General features: G+C 67.8%; 13 protein-coding genes and 2 pseudogenes. 9 read left to right on the top strand and 6 right to left on the bottom strand.

Annotated elements, in window-relative coordinates; translation table 11 throughout:
* Positions 1 to 13: 13 nt before the first annotated feature.
* From ACFZCP_RS33940 to ACFZCP_RS33920, 5 genes are read left to right on the top strand one after another with little or no spacing between them, the layout of a single operon-like run.
* A complete protein-coding gene (locus tag ACFZCP_RS33940) occupies positions 14 to 1,297 on the top strand; it encodes a salicylate synthase (RefSeq protein WP_391435112.1) in 1,284 nt (427 codons plus the stop codon).
* A gap of 3 nt (positions 1,298 to 1,300) precedes the next feature.
* A complete protein-coding gene (locus ACFZCP_RS33935) occupies positions 1,301 to 2,896 on the top strand; it encodes an AMP-binding protein (RefSeq protein ID WP_391435109.1) in 1,596 nt (531 codons plus the stop codon).
* Positions 2,893 to 4,677 (top strand): ATP-binding cassette domain-containing protein, encoded by a 1,785-nt coding sequence (locus tag ACFZCP_RS33930; RefSeq protein ID WP_391435105.1) that lies wholly within the window; start codon positions 2,893 to 2,895, stop codon positions 4,675 to 4,677. The genes ACFZCP_RS33935 and ACFZCP_RS33930 overlap by 4 nt, the downstream gene beginning before the upstream one ends.
* A complete protein-coding gene (locus tag ACFZCP_RS33925; protein ID WP_391435101.1) occupies positions 4,674 to 6,458 on the top strand; it encodes an ATP-binding cassette domain-containing protein in 1,785 nt (594 codons plus the stop codon). The genes ACFZCP_RS33930 and ACFZCP_RS33925 overlap by 4 nt, the downstream gene beginning before the upstream one ends.
* Positions 6,455 to 6,781, top strand: a complete 327-nt coding sequence (locus ACFZCP_RS33920) for a hypothetical protein (RefSeq protein ID WP_391435097.1) — start codon at positions 6,455 to 6,457, stop codon at positions 6,779 to 6,781. The genes ACFZCP_RS33925 and ACFZCP_RS33920 overlap by 4 nt, the downstream gene beginning before the upstream one ends.
* A gap of 139 nt (positions 6,782 to 6,920) precedes the next feature.
* Here ACFZCP_RS33920 and ACFZCP_RS33915 read toward each other — a convergent pair whose 3' ends face one another.
* Complete coding sequence (locus ACFZCP_RS33915; protein WP_391435095.1) at positions 6,921 to 7,124, bottom strand: hypothetical protein; 204 nt, start codon at positions 7,122 to 7,124, stop codon at positions 6,921 to 6,923.
* 133 nt (positions 7,125 to 7,257) lie between these two features.
* On the opposite strand from ACFZCP_RS33915, the gene ACFZCP_RS33910 reads away from it, so the two are divergent.
* Both ACFZCP_RS33910 and ACFZCP_RS33905 read left to right on the top strand, forming a co-directional pair.
* Positions 7,258 to 10,365 (top strand): hypothetical protein, encoded by a 3,108-nt coding sequence (locus tag ACFZCP_RS33910; RefSeq protein ID WP_391435093.1) that lies wholly within the window; start codon positions 7,258 to 7,260, stop codon positions 10,363 to 10,365.
* A gap of 125 nt (positions 10,366 to 10,490) precedes the next feature.
* Positions 10,491 to 10,658, top strand: a pseudogene (locus tag ACFZCP_RS33905) (transposase); the annotation flags it as partial.
* A 395-nt stretch (positions 10,659 to 11,053) separates the two neighbouring features.
* Here the strand turns inward: ACFZCP_RS33905 and ACFZCP_RS33900 are convergent.
* Together ACFZCP_RS33900 and ACFZCP_RS33895 are read right to left on the bottom strand one after the other, a co-directional pair.
* A pseudogene (locus ACFZCP_RS33900) lies at positions 11,054 to 11,845 on the bottom strand (IS5 family transposase); the annotation flags it as partial.
* Between the two features lie 3 nt (positions 11,846 to 11,848).
* Positions 11,849 to 14,170: a polyprenyl synthetase family protein gene (locus ACFZCP_RS33895; protein ID WP_391435090.1), complete on the bottom strand. Its 2,322-nt coding sequence runs from the start codon at positions 14,168 to 14,170 to the stop codon at positions 11,849 to 11,851.
* Positions 14,171 to 14,332: 162 nt separating this feature from the next.
* Here ACFZCP_RS33895 and ACFZCP_RS33890 point away from each other — a divergent pair, with 162 nt between their 5' ends.
* Positions 14,333 to 14,944, top strand: a complete 612-nt coding sequence (locus ACFZCP_RS33890; protein WP_391435087.1) for an ATP-binding cassette domain-containing protein — start codon at positions 14,333 to 14,335, stop codon at positions 14,942 to 14,944.
* Positions 14,941 to 15,771 carry an ABC transporter permease gene (locus ACFZCP_RS33885; RefSeq protein ID WP_391435084.1) on the top strand — a complete coding sequence of 277 codons (831 nt, stop codon included), beginning with the start codon at positions 14,941 to 14,943 and terminating at the stop codon, positions 15,769 to 15,771. The genes ACFZCP_RS33890 and ACFZCP_RS33885 overlap by 4 nt, the downstream gene beginning before the upstream one ends.
* 173 nt (positions 15,772 to 15,944) lie before the next feature.
* Here ACFZCP_RS33885 and ACFZCP_RS33880 read toward each other — a convergent pair whose 3' ends face one another.
* From ACFZCP_RS33880 to ACFZCP_RS33870, 3 genes are all read right to left on the bottom strand, one after another.
* Positions 15,945 to 16,265, bottom strand: a complete 321-nt coding sequence (locus tag ACFZCP_RS33880) for a DUF6415 family natural product biosynthesis protein (protein ID WP_391435082.1) — start codon at positions 16,263 to 16,265, stop codon at positions 15,945 to 15,947.
* 155 nt (positions 16,266 to 16,420) lie between these two features.
* Complete coding sequence (locus ACFZCP_RS33875; RefSeq protein ID WP_391435079.1) at positions 16,421 to 16,771, bottom strand: ATP-binding protein; 351 nt, start codon at positions 16,769 to 16,771, stop codon at positions 16,421 to 16,423.
* Between the two features lie 2,510 nt (positions 16,772 to 19,281).
* On the bottom strand, positions 19,282 to 20,001 hold the full coding sequence (locus tag ACFZCP_RS33870; protein WP_391435076.1) for a type II toxin-antitoxin system prevent-host-death family antitoxin: 720 nt from the start codon (positions 19,999 to 20,001) through the stop codon (positions 19,282 to 19,284).
* Positions 20,002 to 20,966: the final 965 nt, after the last annotated feature.

Raw genomic sequence — 20,966 nt, 5'->3', positions numbered from 1 at the left:
CCAGGAGACCAGCATGCATCAGCACTATCAGCACACCTGTATCGAGGGCGCGTTCGCACCGTTGGCCGTCGTAGCTCAGCTCGCCGACTCCGGCCTGCTCACCGACCACGTCGTCTACGAACAGGACCACCGGTGGTACATCGCCGGTAACCCGATCCACGAAGTACGCCTCGACGCAGGGAACATACGCATCGGCCAGAGGACCTCCCCCTGGTCGGGAACGCCCTGGGAACCCCTGCACTCCGCCCTGCACGAGGCACCGGTGGCCGACTGGCACGCCTACGGCTGGCTGTCCTTCGAGCTGGCAAGCGGCGGCCGTACGGACCTGCCCCTGGCCCACCTCATGGTCCCCAGCACCGAGGTGACGGTGACCGAGGCGGAGCTGAGCGTCCGTACCCTCGACCCGGACTTCCCGGACCGCCTCCGTACGGTGCTGGCCCGGGCCCCGAGGCCCGCATGCGCCCCGAAGGGGGTCGACGTCCACAACCTCCGGCGCACCTACCAGGGCCATGTCGCCCACGCCGTCACCGAGATCGGCCGCGGCAGGCTCGACAAGGTCATCCTCTCGCGCACCGTCCCCGTACCCTTCCCCGTCGACATGACAGCCACGTACGTCGCGGGCCGCACGGCCAACAACCCCGCCCGCTCCTTCCTCCTCGACCTCGGCGGCATCCAGGCCGCCGGCTTCAGCCCGGAGACGGTGATCGAGGCACCGGGCGACGGCACCGCCACCACCCAGCCGCTGGCCGGAACCCGCGCGCTGACCGGTGACCCGGACACGGACGCCGCCCTGCGCACGGACCTGCACCGCGACCCGAAGGAGGTGTACGAGCACGCCACTTCCGTGAAGTTGGCGGTGGAGGAGTTGTCGTCGGTGGGCGTGCCGGGAGCCACCCACGTGGCGGATTTCCTCAGCGTCAAACCGCGCGGCAGCGTCCAGCACCTCGCCTCCCGCGTCACCACCGACCTGGCCGAGGGCCGCACCGCCTGGGACGCGCTCGGCGCGGTCTTCCCGCCGGTCACCGCCTCCGGCATCCCCAAACCGGCCGCGTACCGTCTGATCCGCGAACTGGAGGACGAACCGCGCGGCCTGTACGCGGGCGCGGTCCTGCGGGCCGGAGCCGACGGTTCGCTGGACGCGGCACTCGTGCTGCGTGCCGTCTACCAGCAGGGCGGCCGGGCCTGGCTGCGCGCCGGCGCGGGCGTCGTCGGGGCGTCCCGACCGGCCCGCGAGTACGAGGAGACCTGCGAGAAGCTCCGCAGCGTCGCCCCCTACGTGGTCCCGAAGGAGGGCTGAGCCGTGCTGGAGGGATTCACACCCTGGCCGAAGGAGTTCGCCGACCGCTACCGGGAACGCGGCTACTGGCAGGGCCGCACCCTGGGCTCCCTGCTCCGGGACCGGGCCGAGGCCACACCGGACGCGGTCGCCGTCGTGGACGGGCGGCGCCGCTGGACGTACCGCGAACTCGACGTGCGTGCCGACCGGTTGGCAGCCGGGCTGCACGGGCTCGGGCTCACGCCGGGCGACCGAGTCCTCGTCCACCTGCCGAACACCGCCGAGTTCCTGGAGCTGTCCTTCGCTCTGTTCCGGCTCGGCGCGGTACCCGTCATGGCGCTGCCCGCCCATCGCGACGCGGAGATCGCCCACCTGCTCGCCCTCTCGGAGGCGGTGGCGTACGTCGTCCCCGACACCCACCTCGGCTTCGACCATCGCCGGCTCGCCCGCTCAGTAAGGGAGAAGGCGCCAAGTCTGCGACACATCCTGGTCGCCGGGGACGCGGAGGAGTTCACCAGCCTGGCGTCCATACCGGCCACGCCCCGACCGCTGCCGCAACCCGACCCCTCCGACGTGGCCGTGCTGCTCCTGTCCGGCGGCACCACAGGCGCACCCAAGCTGATCCCCCGCACCCACGACGACTACCTCCACAACGCCTCCGCCAGCGCCGAAGTGACCGGTCTGACCGCAGACTCCCGCTACCTCGCCGCGCTCCCCGTGGCCCACAACTTCCCGCTCGCCTGCCCGGGAATCCTGGGCACCCTCCACGCAGGCGGCACGGTGGTGATGTGCCCCACCCCGAGCCCGGACACCGCCTTCCCGCTGATCGCCCGCGAACGCGTCACCGTCACCGCGCTCGTCCCCTCGCTCGCCCTGCTGTGGCTGGAGGCGGCCGAGTGGGCGGAGGACGATCTGAGCAGCCTGGAACTCCTCCAGGTCGGCGGCTCCCGCCTCAAGGCCGAGACCGCCCGGCGTGTCGCCCCCGAACTGGGCTGCCGCCTCCAGCAGGTGTTCGGCATGGCCGAGGGGCTGCTCTGCTACACCCGCCTCGACGACCCGGAAGACCTGGTCATCGACTCCCAGGGCCGACCACTGTGCACGGACGACGAGATACGCATCGCGGACCCCGGAGACCGTGACGTACCGCATGGCCAGGTCGGCGAGCTGCTGGTCCGCGGCCCGTACACCCTGCGCGGCTACTACCGGGCCGACGACCACAACGCCCGGGCGTTCACGGCGGACGGCTTCTACCGCAGCGGCGACCTGGTACGGCGCCTTCCCACCGGACACCTCGTCGTGGAGGGCCGCATCAAGGACGTCATCAACCGCGGCGGAGAGAAGGTCCCCGTCGAGGAGGTCGAGAATCACCTGCTCGCCCACCCGGCCGTCCACGACGCGGCCCTGATCGGCCTGCCCGACGAGCATCTGGGGGAGCGCTCCTGCGCCTGCCTGATCTCCCGCGGCACCCCGCCCACACGCACCGACGTCACCGCTCACCTCACGGCACGCGGCTTGGCCGCCTACAAACTCCCGGACGAGGTACGGGTGTTGAAGTCCTTTCCCCGCACAGCACTGGGCAAGGTCGACAAGGCGGCACTGGCCCGGCAGGTGAGCGCATGAGCGGCCTCAGCACAGTCATGAGCCTCACCACGGCCTCCGCGCGGGTACGACGGCGCCTGCAACAGGCGGCGGCACTCGGCCTGGTGAGCGGAGTCCTCAACGTCGTGGGCCTCGTCTGCGTGGCCTACGCCGTCGGGGAACTCCTCGCCGACCACCCCTCCGGTGCCGTCGTCACCCGCTGGGCCCTCGGCGCGCTCGCCGGACTTGTGGGCGGCTTCGGCGCCCGCTGGCTCGCCGAACACCTCGCGCACGAGGCCAGCTACGAACTCGAGGTCGTACTGCGCCGCCGCCTCGCCGACAGCCTGGCGCGCATGCCGCTGGGCGAGGTGCAGCGACTCGGCGCCGGACGCATCAAGAAGATCGTCCAGGACGACGTCAAGTCCCTGCACAACGTGGTCGCCGACGCACTGCCGTTCCTCGGCTCGGGCGTCGCCCAGCCGATCGCGGCCCTGCTGGCTCTGGGCGTCGTCCAGTGGCGGTTGCTGCTCGCCGTCCTGCTGATCGTTCCCGTCGCCTTCGTCTGCTTGTCACTGATGGCCCGCGACTACGGCACTCAGCGCGAGCGCTACAACCGTGCCAACGAGAACGTGAACGCCGCTGTCGTCGAGTTCGTCCAGGGCATGCCGGTCGTGCGCACCTTCGACGACGGGCGCGCGTCCTTCGGCCGGTTCGCCACCGCCGTGGAGGAGTTCACGGACGCGGTCGCCGCCTGGATGGCCACCACTCGCTCCTCCGGTCTGCTGCACCGGCTGTTCATCGTGCCGCTGCCCACCCTGCTCATCGTCGCCGCCACCGGCGTCCCGATGCTCGAAGCCGGATGGATCTCCCTCACCGACCTCCTGCTCGCCCTGCTCATAGGGACCCTGCCCATCGAGGCCGTCTCACCCCTGATGCACCTGACGAACCACATCAACGACGCCAAAGCCGGTGCCGTCCGCGTACAGGATCTCCTGGACGCACCGCCCCTCCCCGAGCCCGACGAACCGCGTGAACCGGAAGGCGCGTCGATCGTCTTCGAGAACGTCACCTTCCACTACCCGGGCCGCTCGGGCAGCCCCGCCCTGGACGGCATCGACCTGGCGGTCCCTGAGGGCACGGTGTGCGCCCTGGTCGGCGCCTCGGGCTCCGGCAAGTCCACGCTGGCACGCCTGATCCCACGCTTCCACGACGTCGTCTCGGGCGCGGTGCGCGTCGGTGGCGTGGACGTCCGCGACATCGCGAGCGACGTCCTGCTGCGGCAGATCGCGCTCGTCTTCCAGGAGCCGTTCCTCGTCACCGGCACGGTCGCCGAGAACATCCGGCTCGCCCGCCCGGACGCCACGGACGCCGAGGTTCGGGAAGCGGCCGAGGCCGCCGCCGCCCACGACTTCATCGTCCGCGACCTGCCCGACGGCTACGACACCCAGGTCGGCGAACGCGGCACCCGCCTCTCCGGCGGACAGCGCCAACGCATCACCATCGCCCGCGCCATCATCTCCGACGCCCCTATCGTCATCCTCGACGAAGCCACCGCCTTCACCGACCCCGAGACCGAAGGCGTCATCCAGCAGGCAATCGCCCGCCTCACCCGGGGCCGCACCGTCCTCGTCATCGCCCACCGTCTGTCCACCATCACCGACGCGGACCAGATCGCCGTCCTCGACCACGGTCGCATCGCCGAACGCGGCGGCCACGCCGACCTCGTCGCCGCCGGCGGCCGCTACGCCCGCCTCTGGGCAAGCCACCAGCAGGCCGCCACCTGGGGCCTGACCGGCCACCGCACCCAGGAGGTCACCTCGTGAAGCGCATCCTGCGCCTGATGCTCACCGCGGCCGGCCCGTACGCCCCGCAGTTCCGCGCCACACTCCGCGTCTCCCTCGCGGCGACCGTCCTCCAGGCCGCCGCCTACGCCTGCTTCGTCCCGCTCCTCGCGGAGCTGACCCGCGACGATGTACGCACCGGCCGCGCCTGGGGCTGGGTGGCTCTGCTGGCCGCACTCGTGGCCGCGGAAGGCGCCCTGCGGATGCGGGAGATGACGTTCACGTACGACTACTGGCACCTGGTCACGGGCTCCACGCGCCTCCGCCTGGGCGCCGCCCTGCGCGCCATGCCCCAGCAGGAGCTGAACCTCCGCGCGGCCGGGGACCTGACCCAGGTCGTCGGCGGCAACGCCGCCACTGCCGCCACTGCCGTCTCCTCCCTGGCCGCCCTCTTCGTGCAACTGGTCACCGTGCCCGCCGTACTCGGCCTCGTCGTGCTGGCGCTGGACTGGCGCCTCGGCCTGGTCCTCCTCGCCGGCACGTGCGTGGCGCTGCCGCTCGTACGGCAGATCCAGCGCCGCTCCGGCTCCGGGTTCCGCGAGGTCGACGAGGCCGAAGGGGAGACGGCGGCGAGGATCGTGGAGTACGTCCAGGGGCTGCCTGTCCTCAAGGCCACCGGCCAGGCGGGCGCCGACTCACCACGCCTGCTGCCCGTCCTGACCCGCCAGCGGCACACCCAGGCCGCCACCAACCGCTCCGCCGCCCTGCCCGTGGCCGGTGCCCAGCTCATCGTGCAACTCGCGCTCGTGGCACTGGTATCACTCGGCGCTGCCCTGGTCCTCGACGCCCGGCTGACCCCCGCCACGCTCCTCGCAATCACGGTGGCCGCCGCCCGCTTCGCCGAACCCCTGAGCCTGGCCGCCGTCATGACCAAGCTCTTCGAACTGTCCGAGGCGGCCCTGGCCCGTATCGACGACGTCCTCTCGGTACGACCGCTGCCGGTCCCCGCGGGCGGACAACCGCCGACCTCGTACGACATCCGCTTCGAAAATGTCAGCTTCACGTACGACGGCCAGAACGAACCCACCCTGAACGGCGTCGACTTCACCGTCCCCGAACGCAGCCTGACGGCGTTGGTCGGCCCCTCCGGCTCAGGCAAGACGACAGTGACCCGGCTCATCGGCCGCTACGCCGACCCGCAGCGCGGCACGGTCCGCATCGGCGGCGTCGACCTGAGCCGTCTCGACCCCGACGAGGTCCTCAATCACATCGCCGTCGTCTTCCAGGACGTGTACCTCTTCGACGACACGATCCGCGCCAACATCGCCCTCGCCCGCCCGGACGCCACCGACGCGGAGATCCAGGAGGCGGCACGCGCCGCCGGCATCCACGACTTCGTCGCGACACTGCCTGACGGCTACGCCACCCGCGTCGGCGAGATCGGCTCATCCCTCTCCGGCGGCGAACGCCAGCGCATCTCCATCGCCCGGGCGTTCCTCAAGGACGCCCCGATCGTGCTGCTCGACGAGCCGACCGCCGCCCTCGACAGCACCTCGGAGACGGTGGTCCAGGAGGCCATCGACCGGCTGGTGGACGGCAAGACGGTGATCGTCGTGGCCCACCGCCTGTCCACCGTCGTCGGCGCCGACCAGATCCTCGTCGTCGAGGACGGCCGCATCACCCAGCGCGGCACCCACACCGACCTGCTCGCAGCCTCCGGCGGGCGCTACGCCCGCATGTGGGCGGCGCAGGCCGCGGCGCGCCACTGGCAGCTCCCGGTGACCGCGGCGCGTACGGGAGGAACGGAAGGAACGCACACGTGAGCCCCACCGCACGTGACCCCAGGAGCACTCCCTTCACCCTGGTCGTCTGCACCTCATGCCAGGACGCCGCCGACGAACACGTGATGGATGTGTTGCGCCGGGCCGTCCGCGCCTGCTCGCACGGCGTCATGGTCTCCACCGGATGCCTGGACCGGTTTCTGCACTGCCGTGCCGGCCGCGGACTGTACGCGGCCGTACAGCCGTGCGCAGCGGACCGGCGGCCCACCGGTGCGGTGGTACGGCTCGGCCCGATCGCCAGCCGGACGGACGCGGAGACGGTCGCCGAGTCAACGTACCGACGCGACCTCCAAGCCTGTGGGTGAAAAGCGATGTTGGTGGCGGGAGCATCCCCTCGCCGGCCCTGCCTCTCCCGCAGCTGGACGACTGCCGTGCGGAGTCGGAACGCCGCCGCTCTGCGGCGGCGCACTCAGCAGGTTTGGAGCAGCAATCGGCTGCTGTCCATCAGGTGAACAGCCCGGCCACCGACGCGGTGACCATGGCCATGAGCGTGAGGGTGGCGCCGAAGGCGACACCGGCTCGAGTCACGCACGCGGCAGGGCTCTCCCCGTCCGCACGGGCCAGCAGAGCGGCCCCGACGGCGACCAGGGCGGAGAGAGCCATCGCGGCCAGAAGCGACACGAGGGTGAGAACGACAGAGATCGGCACGGGAGTTGACTCCTTCGTCAGTCGGAGAGGCTGTGGGAGGACTCTCGTGAACTGCGTGTTCATTGGTGTTCGCTGAACCAAAATGAACATGTGAGGACGTCAGATGGCGCAGCTGCCAGAAGGGGGATTGGTCTTGGCTGGCGACCCGGCGGCGTTGAAAGAGCTGCGAAACGAGCTTCGCGAGCTCATGAGTCGCAAGCACGTTCGTCAAAAGGACCTTCTAGCGAAGGCGGAAACCTATGACCCGCCACTGATCGGGCGGACCAGACTGAGCCAGGTCCTCAGCGATCGGATGCCGTGCCCGAGCGAGAAGGCCGTCCGAGCGATTGCCAAGCTCCTTAACCTAGACGCGGCGGTGACGGCACGGCTCCTCGCTCTGCGCGAACGTGCAGATCTCGATCGACGGGACAACCCTCTGGTCAGAGAAGTCCCGCCGAATGAGTTGGAGATTCACGGAGCAGCTCTGGCCCGGCGAGCCAGCGATGCAGATGACAGGCTCACGCCGTACTTCAAGCGCCCGCTCGACTCCGAACTCCAACAAGCGATGGCTTCAGCGCTTGAGGGTGGGGCATCCGTCTTCACGGTGCTGACGGGAGAATCCTCCACGGGTAAGACTCGTGCCCTGTACGAAGCGCTGGTCGCCCTCGCTCCCGAGCACCCGCTTCTGAGACCTGCCGACGGTGAGGAGCTTGTCTCCCTGGTCACGGGAGGCCGAATCCTGCCAGGCGTGGTTTTGTGGCTCAACGAGACGCAACGATTCCTCTACGGAACCTCCGGAGAGCAGGCAGCCGTGGCCCTGCAGCGGTGCTTGCAGCGTCAGCGCGGCGTGCTCGCGGTCGGGACGCTGTGGCATGACCCGTACTGGATGGAGCTCACCCGGCGTGGAGTCCCACGGGATCCACACAGCCATGCCCGAGCCCTGCTCACCGGTCCGCTAACCAATCAAATCGCCGTTCCCTCAGAACTCGTGGACGACGAACACCGACGCTGGTTCGCTCTCGCACGACGAGGCCGCGACCCGCGGATGCTCCAGGCGCTCGACGCAGGCCAAGCCGATGGCAAGGTAATCCAGCATCTCAGCGGCGGACCCGAGCTGCTCGCTGCCTACGACGGAGGTCCCGGAAGGGTCTTCAACCACCTCGAACACGCCCTGATCACCGCAGCCGTCAAGGCGCGTAGGCTCGGGCACCGCGCGCCGTTCACCGCTGATCTGCTGATCGCCGTAGCCGACGGCGCGCTCACCCCGCGGTTGCGTGACCCTAATTCAGGCCAGGCGCTCGAGACGTTGAGTAGCAGCGCGCGATGCGCGCTACCTGCACTGATCGAGGTACGAGCCAGCATGCGCGCTGAGCCCAAGTACGTGCTGGCCGACTACCTCGACCAGCACACGCGAGCCAGATACCAGCGTGATCTAGGAAGCCCTACGCTTTGGGAGGCTCTTGCTGCCCACACTACAGACCCAGACGATCTAGACCGGCTGGCCAAGGCCGCATGGGAGCGCGACTTCCGCAAGCTGGCGCTCCGGCTGACGATGAAGGCCACCCTCGCCGGCAGCCATCAGGCACCAGTCGACCTGGTCCGACGACTCAAGGGTCCGCTCGATCCGCAGCACCAGGGCGCCTGCTGGGCCGCTGCTCACGCGGGCCTCCCAGACCCCTGGGCCGTCGCTAACCTACTCATGGCCTTGCATGAGGCGGTGGCGACGGAGGCGGTGGCCGTCCTCCTCGCACGAGCGGTGCCAGAGTGGGCCGACCACGATGATCCGAGTGGAGTGGCGAAACTGCTGACGGCCCTACACGACGTCGGAGCAGGTACAGCACTGGATCTCGTGGCGACACGGGTAGCCGCCAATACCGACGTCACGGACCCCGGAGCCGTCGCTGCCATGCTCCAGGCCCTTCACGCCGCGGGCACGCTGACTGCGGTGGCCACACTTCTGAGCCGAGATCCCGTCGGGCAGGCAAAAATGACCCCGCTCGGCCCCCTTGTAGACCTGCTCACGGCACTCAAGGATCTCGGAGAGGAGGAGTCCTTCACTGCCCTCTCACACCGCGCGGCCACCGCAGGGGGCTTGGCCGACCCCTGGTCCACCGCCTCACTGCTGGAAACTCTGCACAACGCCGATGCCGGTGAAGCGATGTCGCTTCTCCTTGGCCGTGGCCCCGCAGAGCAAGCGGACGTTGCCGACCCATCCGGCCTCGCGCGATTGCTCCAAACCCTCCACAACATGAGCGAACGCCGCGCCGTCGAGTTTCTGGCCCGCAGAGCCGCAACCATTATTGATGTCACGGACCCATCCGCTGCCGCGACCGTATTGCTGGCACTCCACGAGGTGGCGGCAGAGACGGAGATCGAGGTTCTACTGCACCATAGCCCGCTGGAGCAGGTGCCCCTGAACAGACTTGCTCCGGTGCTCGAACTCCTGGATGCACTCAAGAACATCGGCCGGGAAGAGGCGTTCATACAACTGGCACACCATGCGGCCACCACAGGTGACCTGACCGACGCGAACTGGGTGGCGGCGTTCCTGAAGACGCTGCGCGGCGTCGGTGCCTTTGACGTGATAGCGAAACTAGTGAACAGGCAGCCAGCTGAGCATGTCGACCTCAGCGACCAGAAACTTGTATTCGGCGGCTGGACAGGCATCGTTCAGCTGCTCACCGAACTGCATGCCGTTGGCGACACCGCGGGGGTCGAAACGCTGCTTCAGCGGATCGCTGACGAAGCCGACCTTGACGACCCAGTGATGGTCTCTATACGGCTGGAGGAACTTGGAGACGCAGGTGTACCCGGCGCCGCAGAGCCACTCGCACAGCGCGTCGCTGTCGAAACGGATCTGACGGACGCTGGCGCAACCGGCCTCATGCTGATGGCAATGCAAGAAGTTGACGCCGACAGCGCGATAGCGACATTACTCAGCCGCGGCCCAGCCCGAGCGGCCGATATCACTAGCCCTCACACGATCACTCCACTGCTCAGGGCGTTGCACGACGTCGGCGCCGACGAAGCGGTCGACGAACTGCTTGAGCGCAGTCCTGAGGAACACGTTGCACTCAGCCACCCAAAGACCGTAGCGGCCATGCTGGAGACGCTGCGTCAGCTCGGTGCGCAGTTCGCCGTCCGCACCCTAGCTGAGCGGATCAGGCAGGAGGGGTTCGATGCCGCGGACAACCACGACAACTACGGGTGCGAGGTTGCGGGCCGCCCTGCGGCCCCATGGTCTTGGCCGGACGTCTCATGACGCTCACCCCGGCATCGCGCCCACCGTTGCCCAGCCCGACAGTCTGATTCCCGACAAGGGCACATGTCTAGGCACTGTCCGATGGGTCGTGTGACCAGGTCGGCAGTCGTATCGTTCCGGCTGGTGTGGGGCGGGGTGATCTGTCGGTTCGGGAGTGGGCTCGGCTTGAGCTGCGCTTGCCGAAGAACGTGGGACGAGGCGGTTGTTGGAAGATCCATCGCAGGGTGATCAACGGCATCCTCTTCCGGCAGCGGACCGGTCTTCCGCGGCGTGATCTGCCGGGGCGGTTCGGGTAGTGGAAGACGGTGCACTTCTGCTCGTGTGTGGAGGTGTGCCCGGGTGACACGTCTGGGTGACATGGCGTTAGCCCGCATGGCGGACAGACAGGACAGCCTTCAGGCAGACCTGAGATGCCCCCTGGGCGCGCTCTGGTCAAGATTGGCGCATGCCGTCGCTGGCCGCGAATGGAGAGAAAGGACCTGCCTTGAAGCGCATCCTCCGTCCCCTCACCACCACGGCCGTGCTAGCCCTGCTCACCTTCGGGCTCGCCGCCCCAGCCCAAGCCGCCCCCAGCGACCCTGGCGTCCCTACCGCCCCTAGCGCAACCCTCCATGCCGTACTCAAGCAACTCGGCGAGCTCCTCGACCAAACCCTCGACGGCCTCTCGGGCACTGTCACTGGCTGACGGTCATGCACGAAGCCACAGGCGAATGGCGGCAACGGTCACGGTGCCGTGAAAGACATAAGCCCGCTTGTCGAACTGTGTGGCAACCGCCCGGTTGATCTTCAACTTCCCGATCAGCCGTTCCACTTCGTTCCTGCGGGCATAGCGGGCCTGGTCGAAGCCGGTGGGCCGGCCGCCTCGGCTGCCACGCCGCAGTCGGTTGGCCTGCTGGTTCATCGGCTCGGGGATGGTGTGCTTGATCTGACGGCGCCGCAGGTAGCGGCGATTGCCCCGAGAGCTGTAGGCGCGGTCGCCGCTGAGGTGGTCCGGGCGGGTGCGCGGGTGCCCGCCGCCTGGGCGGGGGACGCGGACGCTGTCCAGGACCGGAATCATCTGGGGTGCGTCGCCCCACTGCCCTGGGGTGACCAACAGGGCCAAGGGCCGCAGGCCCCCTTCCCCAACCAGGTGGATCTTCGTGGTGAGTCCGCCGCGGGAACGGCCGAGCCCCTCGTCATCCCGGTGGCGGGTAGGCCGGGCTCGCTTGCCCGCTGCCTTCGGGGGCCGGCGGCGGGCGCCCGCAGCGTGCTGGTGGGCTCGACAGACCGTTGAATCTACGCTCGCCATCGACCAGTCGATTCGCCCTTGCGCATCGGCATCGGCTTGGACGGCCCGCAGGATCTTCTCCCACGTGCCATCCGCCGACCAGCGGCGATGCCGGTCGTATACTGTCTGCCACTTACCAAGCCGGCCGGGCAGGTCGCGCCACGGGATACCGGTCCGCAGCCGGAAGAGAATCCCGTTGATCACTCTGCGGTGGCCCTAGTGGTGTGCGGCTGTGACAGCCTCCGTGCCCGGTTGCTTGGCGGCGGGGTCGGTTTGGCGTTGGGCTGCATACCAGCCTAGGGCCCGGACGAGTGCTTTGTGCTGACTGGGCGGGAGCAGGCCATTGAGGGGCTTCCACGCCTCGTCGACGAGTGTCCGGCCGTCGTCCAGGCAAGCGTGCAAGGCGCCGCTACGGGTGAGGAGTTCGGCGGCGCGGGCGGCGGCGTCGGGACTTTGTTGGTAGAGGCTGTCGCGCAGACGGTGACGGTCGTCGTGATCGAGGAGGCCGGTGGCGTATGCGACGGGGTAGGTGATGCGGCCGTTGAGGAGGTCCTCGGCGGGTGTCTTGGAAGATCGGCCCTGCTTTCGGTCTTCCGCGCTGGTGACACCGTCGAGCCCTGCGACGTCATCGCTGATCTGGTAGGCGGTGCCCACGGCTTCGAAGTACCGGCCCAGCGCCGTGATCTGTTCCTCGCTGGCACCGGCCAGTACCGCGGCGGCTTCGGCCATGCACCTGACGGGGACGCCGGTCTTGAGCCGGTGGGCGGTGTGGACCTGGGATAGGAGCTGGTGGTGGCTGCCGGTGGCCACAGCGTCTTCGAAGGCGCTGCGGGGCCCGGTCAGGTCCAGGGCCTGCCCTGTGTGTCCGGTGCGCAGGGCCTGGAGGCAGAGGCGGTGAACGCGCAGCATCGTGGCCCCGTCGTGCTGAGGGATGCGCTCCAGGATGGGATCGAAGGTGAGGTAGGCGAGTGTGCCGGCATTGATAGCGGTGGGGATGCCGAAGCGGTGGTGGACGGCGGGCCGCCCGCGGCGCAGCAGGGAGGCGTCTTCGATGTCGTCGATGACGGCGGAGGCGGTGTGGAGGAGTTCGGACACGGCGGTCAGTGGCCGGTAGGGCTCTGGGTCGACGCCCAGGAGGCAGAAGACGGCGCCGGTGATGTAGGGGCGCCAGGAGCGTCCCGGGTTGTCCAGGAGATGGCGCAGCGGGGCGATAAGGGACTGGTGGAGGCGGTCGAGGGTGTCGTCGTCCAGCGGGGGGCTGGTGTCGGCGCCGGTGAGCGCGTGCAGAGAAGCAGCATCGGGGCTCGCCTGATAGACGGCGGCGGCTTCGGAGATGGAGATTTGGGAGATCCGGCGCATGTAGCCTTCCACGTCGCCGACCGTGCCGGAGGGCAGGGTTTCCATGAAAGCGTTTCCAGAGACGCGCGTGCCGTTCATGGTGCCGCTGACGGTGGCCGGGGACTCGCAGAAGGCGCGGCCGGTCAGAACGGTGCGGGTCTCATGACCTGCGGCAGGGCCCGCGACCACAACGTCCAGGCCGAGGCCGGGAATGCTGAGCACGGCGGTGGTGGGGTAACTCTCCAGGCTGGCCAGGGAAGTCCAGTGTCCGGTGGGCTGCCAGGTGAGGTCGTGGTGATAGCTGACCGAGCCGTCGGGGGCGACGGCGGTCGCCCTGGTGAACAACGACGTGCTTTGTGCGGTGACGGGATTGGTGTGCTGGGCTCGGATGACGGCGATGTCCCAGCCGTTGTCGAACTGCATACCACTCCACAGCCAGGCGCGGTCGGCAATACCCTGCGCCCGACTGGAGCGGCGGACCCTGCCGCCCCAGTCGTTTTCCAACCAGGAGCGCCCCTCCACGCTTTCCCAGGCGCTGCCTTGGGCGCGCACACGACCGCTGGTACGGAGGCGGGGGATGAAGTACGAAGTCGTCGCATCGCTCCCGTCGGGGCGAGGCCCGGGGTAGTGGCCATGGACGTCGAACTGCGGGACGGCCGGCTTCTGTGGCGTCAGACGCAGTTCCAGTTCCACCTCGCCCCGGACGGTGAAGAGGAAACTGCCGTCGTCCTCGGCACGCAGCGCGGCCTGTTCGCCCAGCACAAGATCCAGCCGTTCGGCGCAGTCGGCGACCTCACCCTTGAGCAGGCGGTCGGGCAGGGGAACTCCCTCGGCCAGAACGTCCGTCAGGGCACTGCGGACCCGCGGATCCATCGCCTCGTCCCCGCGGACCGAGGCGCGGATGGTTTCCACAAGATCAGGACTCAACCAGCTGCCGCACACCGATCCCTCCGGGCCGCTGCACGTGAAGAGCAGCCCATAACCGGGGCCGGTGCCCGGCCCGCAGCCGTGGCCCTCCCGGAAGAGGGCGGCTGCCCAACGGTGAGCACCGCCGCTCTCACTGTGAAGATCACCGCTGAGACACCATGCCTCCATCTCGGCGTCAGGGTGCGGCGTGCCGAACGGTGCGGTGGCATTATCGGCGCGAGGTGCGGGCAGCGGCGCCGCAGGCGCGGGAGCGGAGCGGGTGTCGTGGGTCACGGACAAAAACTAGGGCGCTCGTGATCAGCGGCTGTCCTACAACCAGGGTTCTCACCGGTACGGATGGTTCATGGGCCGGCCTGCCTCATAACCCGTGACCCCGCCGCCGCCGCGGCGTTAAGCCCCCGGCTGGCAACAGCGACAACTTGGGATGGGGGCCCGGTGGAGGTCAGCGGTGTGCACCACGCCTACCGTCGTCGGCGCGAGGTCCTGCGCGGGGTGGACCTGCGGCTGCGCGGCGGGGTACTGGCCGGGATCGTCGGGGAGAACGGGGCAGGCAAGACCACGCTGCTGAAGATCCTCTCCGGTGAACTGCGCGCGGACCGCGGCACGGTCCGCCACGACGGCAGGTTCGGCTACTGTCCGCAGGCAGCCGTCCTCAACGACGCACTCACCGTCCGTCAGCACTTGGAGTTCTTCAGGGCCGCCTACGCACTCCCCGATCTGCACCGCGCCGAAGAAGTGATGGACCGGCTGCACTTTCGCAAGTACGACCAGCAGCAGGCCAAAACGCTCAGCGGCGGCACCCGCCAGAAACTCAATCTCACCCTCGCGCTGATGCACGACCCGCAAGTGCTGCTGCTGGACGAGCCCTACCAGGGCTTCGACTGGGAGACCTACCAACGCTTCTGGGACCTGGCCGCGCTGCTGCGCCAGGAAGGCCGCTCCGTCCTGGTCGTCTCCCACCTGGCCTACGACACCGCCCGCCTGGACGAGCTGTGGCGCTTGGAAGACGGCCTTCTGCATCCTGTACAGGAGGCATTGGTCTCATGAAAGGTCACGGCCACGCTGGGCTGTTTGTCACCGCGACCCGGTACGCGCTGGCCGAACATTTACGCAACCGCTTCGCGATGGTTCTCATCGCCGGCTTCATCCCGCTGTGGACCACCCTCGCCTACCTTTCGATCCCCAGCACCCGGACCAGATTCCAGCTCAGCGCCACCAAGGACATCCTGACCCCGGCCGGCAACCAGCTCACCGAAATCACCGGTGCCCTGAACGCCGTCACCCTGATCATCGGCTTCATGATGTTCGCCTCCGCCTTCGCCGGCGGCAACTTCGACCGACGCCTGGCACTGGCCGGCTATCCCCGCACCCACCTCCTCCTCGCCAAAATCACCTCCCTCGCCCTCGCCTCCGGTGCCGTCGCCGCCTACGCCACCGCCCTCACCTACCTGCTCTGGACCCCCGAGCAGCCCCTCTACCTCGCTACCGCCCTGTTCAGCGCTGCCATGACCTACGGCGCCATCGGGGTCGCCCTGGGCTCACTTCTGAGGAAGGAAGTCGAGGGCATGTTCACCATTGTCATGATCAGCGTCATCGACCTCGCCCTGCAGAACCCGATCGCCAACTCCGGCTCCGACAGCCCCGTCGTACGCCTCTTGCCCTCCTACGGCGCCATGCAGGCCAGCACCGCCGCCGGCTTCTCCACCACCGCCCTGCCCAGCTACCTCGGCATCCAGCTGCTCTGGTTCACCGCCGCCGCACTCATCAGCCTCACCGCCTTCCACCGCCGCACCCGCAACACCCTCCCGACGCGCACCCGCATCCCCCACCGCCAACACACCACGTTCAGCGCAGCCGACTCCGAACACGCCTGATCAGCCACCACTGCCTCCGGGCCGGGAAGCCAGCATCATCGAACGCCGCCCTGTCAGCCTGCCAACCAGCCGTAGACCCGCTCTACTCCATCGTCGGCGTACGCAGAATGTGGCCGGTCGGGAACTGCAGCAATTCTGCGTCCACGATCAAATCAGGCCGCACGAATACCGGATCACCCGGCCGAAGTCCCACTGCCCCCAAGGGGGCGGGCAGGTCGCGGACCCCCAACACCCCCTTCTCCAGCAGCGGTCCCCAGTTCGTTCACGGCCCAGCCCATCCGGCGCAGGTGGCCGAGGCCCTGCCGGTAGTCGCCCGGCATGTCTTCCTCGCACATTGAGCCGGCTTGCTTGATGCGGGGGTCGGGCTGCTCGCGATCCGCGGCCACGTAGTTGGCGGTGATGCCCAGGAGTTGCATGAGGAGGCCGCGGAGGCGCTGCCCCAGTTCCTCGACGTTGTCCTCGGGCGTCGGGACGGAGTCGAGAGCGTCAGCCACGTCGTCCAACATGGCGTCCCCGTCGTACGGGCTCCAGGCGCGTACCTTCGCCAGGGTTGTTTCGATGGCCGCTTCTGCCGGCCGCCTTGCGGGCTCCAGAGGGTGGGCCCAGCGGGGCGCCCCATCGCTGCCACGGCGCACGAGCGCGGGAGAGGTCATTCGCGTTCCTCCCTTGCGAGGAGGCGGCACCAGACGGTAGCGCCGTGGTCGCTGACGCCCCATTGTCCGCCGTTCGCCTGAACCGTGGCCTCGACTAGCGCGAGGCCACGCCCCGACTCGGCGTTGTCATTCGCCTGCATGGGCTGGGCGCTGCCCTCCATGCCGTCATGAACCTTGATGCGTAGAGAGCCGTCGGCAAGGGTCACCGTCAGGCCGATCTCCGTGGTGCCGCTGTGCAGGATCGCGTTGGTGACCAATTCGGAGACGATCACCAATACGTCATCGGTCATTGCCTCGAGGCCGCAGTATCTGAGCCGCGCTGTGGCGATCCGGCGCATGATGCCCACGCGAGCTGCATCCTCGGATCGGGGCGGCTCGCCCTGCTGGCGTGGAGCAACGGGGAAACGCTCATCCATCACGTGCCCGCTGCGGCGGAGAACCGCGCGAGGCATCCGTACGGCTGTCGTCGTCATCACGTCCTCTGGGGGGAGCGCAGGACCGAACGGACAGCGGACACAGCCCTACGCAAGGGGGTCCGCTCCGCGTCGGGGGCGAGGATGGTGCAGGCTTCGGTCAGGCAACGGACCAATGGAGCCGGGCTGGTGAACAAGGACCCCCTCCCCGGCAGCAGGTCGTCGGCCGGCGGTTCGAGCCACCGTGTCGTCGCGTCAGGCCGCGGCGACGGTGCAGGCACCTGAATCTTGTGCTCGCCCCGTCGCCCGAGACATTTCGGTCGAGGGAATCGGTCAGGCCATCGGGAAGTGGCCATCACGGGCTGCCAGCGGTCGGCAGCGCCGAGAGGTACGAGGATTTCGGAGGTTCTGCACGAGCATGGCCACGGCGGGGGGTGGTCGAGGTGCCGTACGCCGAACGTCGGAGCGGGAGCGCGCCCGTCGCCCGACGCAGTCCGGGTATCGGTGCCAGTCGTGTGGCTGGTCTTCACCGGTTTCCTCCCGGGCAAAGGCAGTTGGTGGTTTGGTTGACCACGAGCGAACCGTGGATCACATCGCGGCGGTATCTCCCGGCGGCTGCCGGGGCCGGCAAACCCGTCAAAGATCGTTTGGTGAACCGAGGTAGACGATGGCGCGCGAGCGGAACGTGAAGCCATCCGCGGTTTCCCTGCCGCGGCCCCATCGCAGCGCGTCGATCGCCACGTTCAGGGCCCACTGCGCCGCAACTGTTCTCGGCCTTCCCGGCCGCGACCCCATCGCAGGGCCTGCTGGTACACCCGTTGGCACGCGGTACCGACCGGCCCCATCGCAGGTACGGCCGGTGGCAGGTGCCGGCTTTGCATGTGACGGTGTCCGCGGTCTGCCAGGCCCTGGCTCCATCGCAGGGCCGTGATCGGACGCGCCACTCGTCGGGCATGGAGTTGTCCGTGGCCTGCCCGTCCGCGGCCCCATCGCAGCACCGCCAATGGCGCGTCGAACATCATCAACGCCAGTCCGTTCTCGGCCTGTCCGGCGGACTCCCATCGCAGCGCGTTAAGGAGGATCGATTCCAGTGGCGCCATTCCATAACGGCCGCGGCCTACTTGTCCGCGGCCCCATCGCAGTTCTGTGACGATGACCGGGCGGCCGAAGATGGTCATGCTGTTTTCCGCAACCTGCATGCCGCGGCACCATGGCAGGAAGAACGTCGGCTCCAACACGTTCACAGTGGCGACCCTGTCCGCCGCCTGCTCGGCTGCGGCCCCATCACGGCTGGGACGAGGCTCGCGATGTAAACCGGGTCATGGAGGCTATCCGCGGTCTGTTCTGGCCGTGGCCCCATCGCAGGGCGTTAGCCTGCTGGACTTGGGTGATGTTGCCGCACTGTCCGCAGTCTGCCGGGCCGCGGCCCCATCGCAGGTCGATCGGGTACATGCCGTCGATAAGGTTGTGGCTCTGTCCGCGGTCTCCCCGGCCGCGGCCCCATCACAGGACCAGCTCGGACCCGTCGGACTTGGACTTGTACACGGCTGTCCGTGGCCTGCCAGGCCGCGGCCCCATCGCAGCACCGTCATCATGGAAGATGCCACGCAGCTCATGAACTGTCCGCGGCCTTTCCGGCCGCGGCCCCATCGCAGGCCGAAGGCCATCGCCGCTGCCGCGGTGAACTGCTGCTCTGTCCGTGGCCTGCCACGCCACGGCCCTATCGCAGGAAGCAGGCGCTGCAGGGCTGTGTCGACTTCCCGATCCTGTCCGCGGTCAGCCTGACTGTGGCCCCATCGCCCTACCGCGGCCTGCTGGCCGCGGCCCCGTCACAGCACCGTCATCATGGAAGACGACACGCAGCTCACGAACTGTCCGCCGCTGCGGCCTTTCCGGCCGCGGTCCCATCGCGGGTTGTCGCCGAAGGTCGCCAGCGCGGCGCCCACGTCGTCTGTCCGTGGCCTGCGCGGCCACGGCCCCATCGCAGACACGTCGTTGCTGGTCCGATCGTCGCCATGCTTGCGCGGGCGTACGTGCGGCCCGCTGATCCCGCATCAGGCCACCGGCTGGACGGCGGACGCAGCCATGCACGCGAAGAGCACCCGTACCCGGCCCCGGAACGACCAAGGCACAGGGCAGTAAATTTACGACCCATCTACCGGCATGCGACCGTCACGGACGCGGGTCCACTTGGCCGACAGCAAGAGGAGAAAGCGAGGGTAGTGGGGTGGTGAGGTAGGTGGGGGCTGGGGCGGTCGGCTCCGCGACTTTAGCCAGCCTCTTTGGCGCGAGCCTCTAAGATCATGGCCCCAACGTCGTGCTTTAACGGGCAGGTCAACAGACTGCCCGACGCGCCGGAAGCTTACGGGGCCATGATCACTCGCGCCAAAGCAGCTCCCGGCCAAAGTTGCTGCGCCAACCTCGGCGAAATTCTGCGACAACGATCAATGATCGCCCCAATAATCTTCCCTCAGCCATTCATCCGAACCATACATTACTTCTTGGGCAGCCCCATCACCCAAAATTGTATTCACAAAATCCGCGAGAAGTACTGTCGCGGAAATCCATGTCATCATCTCATCCCAGCCAATCGGAACATCTATAGAATTACGCCACTCATGGATGTCCTCTCCCATCTGTAGAGCCCATAGGGCACCAGCAATAATCGGTATTCCCGCTCCGGTATATAATTCACTCCCGTGTCGCTCTCGGAATAAATTTGGCATGATCAATTCCTCAAGAGAAATTCGACGGTCCACTTCGCTCCCCTCATCTTTCATGGGGAAAACAAAGACATCTCCATCAGTCGAGAGCTGCCCAAATGGAGCATATAGAACCGTGATCAGGATCGCGAGTTCCCCAACTAATTCGCCGCTACGTTGTTTTAGATCCTCCAATATGTCAGGCATCAGTCCGGAATTGGATGTCAACATGGCTTCAACCAGGCCAATCGCCTTTCGCGTGCTCCGTGGAACCCAAATCTTTGGACTGTCTGCACGTGGCTCGAAAGAAGGTGCGACCAAAGCTGCGGCGCGACGTCCGTTTCGTGTCAAGTACACGACGGCGCCATCTTGCTCCACCTGGTCAATTAAGTCCCTCAGGTTGGCACGTGCCTCACGAATCCCAACCTCAAGGTCGGGTTTCTCGTCGCGATCCCCAGTCATAGAGCGAGCGTAACGCATCAATCACGATCCTGCATACGTCTGAACAAAAGCGTGTGTACACATGTGTACACACCGGCCTTTGCCCTCTCCCTGTGCGCTCCGGCATCCTGTGCCTGAAACGCCGCCAAGGCGCTGCGAAATCGCCTCCGCTCAAAGAGGCGTCGAATCCTGTAGGGGGTACCGTAATGCCTGAATCCGATAGCTCCTCTGCGCCATGGAAGAGGTGGATGCGCTCCATCATTCCTTTGTCATTGGCGATCATTCAGGGATTCCTGTATTTGTCCTACCCGGCTGTAGGGCATGCAGTTTCGGCAACTGTTGCTATCTACCTTGCCGTGGTGGATGCGACTCAACGCGCGAGGCGCAATCTCACGGGAGGGCAAGTTCCTGAGACGTCGCCCCAACCGTCAGAAATTTGCTGAGGCGAGTGAGAGGTCACGCAGGTTTCTTGTCCGGCCCCATCGGCGCCAGGCCACCCCGCCGCCAAGGCCAGTGTGCGCAGGCCGCCGGGCCGTCCCTGGGCGAAGCGTGCGGTACAGCAGCGAAGTACAGCAACTGCATGAACCCTCGCCGGTCATGAGTGACCCTGGCGCCCTTGCTGAGCGGCCCGAGAGACCTCAGCGACCCTCGTGCCTGTAGTTCGCATCGAGGGGAGGGCGCTGTCGGCGAGCCGTGCCACTCCCGTGCCAGAACGGACGGGGACTCACGGGGAACCGGGGTCCACAGGGGTGAGTTCCATCAGACTGTGCCCAAGGTAGGGAATCCGCAGGTCAGGCCCAAGATCGCCCAACCTCGCTCCTAAAGCGGTGGCCGGCGGCAGCCCCGTCTCCTTCGCGTGCCCGCTCGGCGGAACGCGGACAGCGGCGGTTGACTGAGCTTCTTCGAGTTGGCCACCGATCGGGTGACGGGTCCTGAAGCGCAACGAGCGAGGCCCCCGAGCTGTTGATCGAGATGTCTGACGTCTC

It is taken from the genome of Streptomyces sp. NPDC007971, from assembly GCF_042958635.1.
Taxonomy (GTDB): Bacteria; Actinomycetota; Actinomycetes; order Streptomycetales; family Streptomycetaceae; genus Streptomyces.
Note: the sequence above shows the minus strand (reverse complement) of the source record. Positions and strands in the feature narration are given on the sequence as shown.

Coding starts and splice junctions, on each gene's coding strand:
- ACFZCP_RS33930 (WP_391435105.1), top strand. CDS start 2,893: ATGAGCGGCCTCAGCACAGTCATGAGCCTCACCACGGCCTCCGCGCGG.
- ACFZCP_RS33940 (WP_391435112.1), top strand. CDS start 14: ATGCATCAGCACTATCAGCACACCTGTATCGAGGGCGCGTTCGCACCG.
- ACFZCP_RS33885 (WP_391435084.1), top strand. CDS start 14,941: ATGAAAGGTCACGGCCACGCTGGGCTGTTTGTCACCGCGACCCGGTAC.
- ACFZCP_RS33870 (WP_391435076.1), bottom strand. CDS start 20,001: ATGACTGGGGATCGCGACGAGAAACCCGACCTTGAGGTTGGGATTCGT.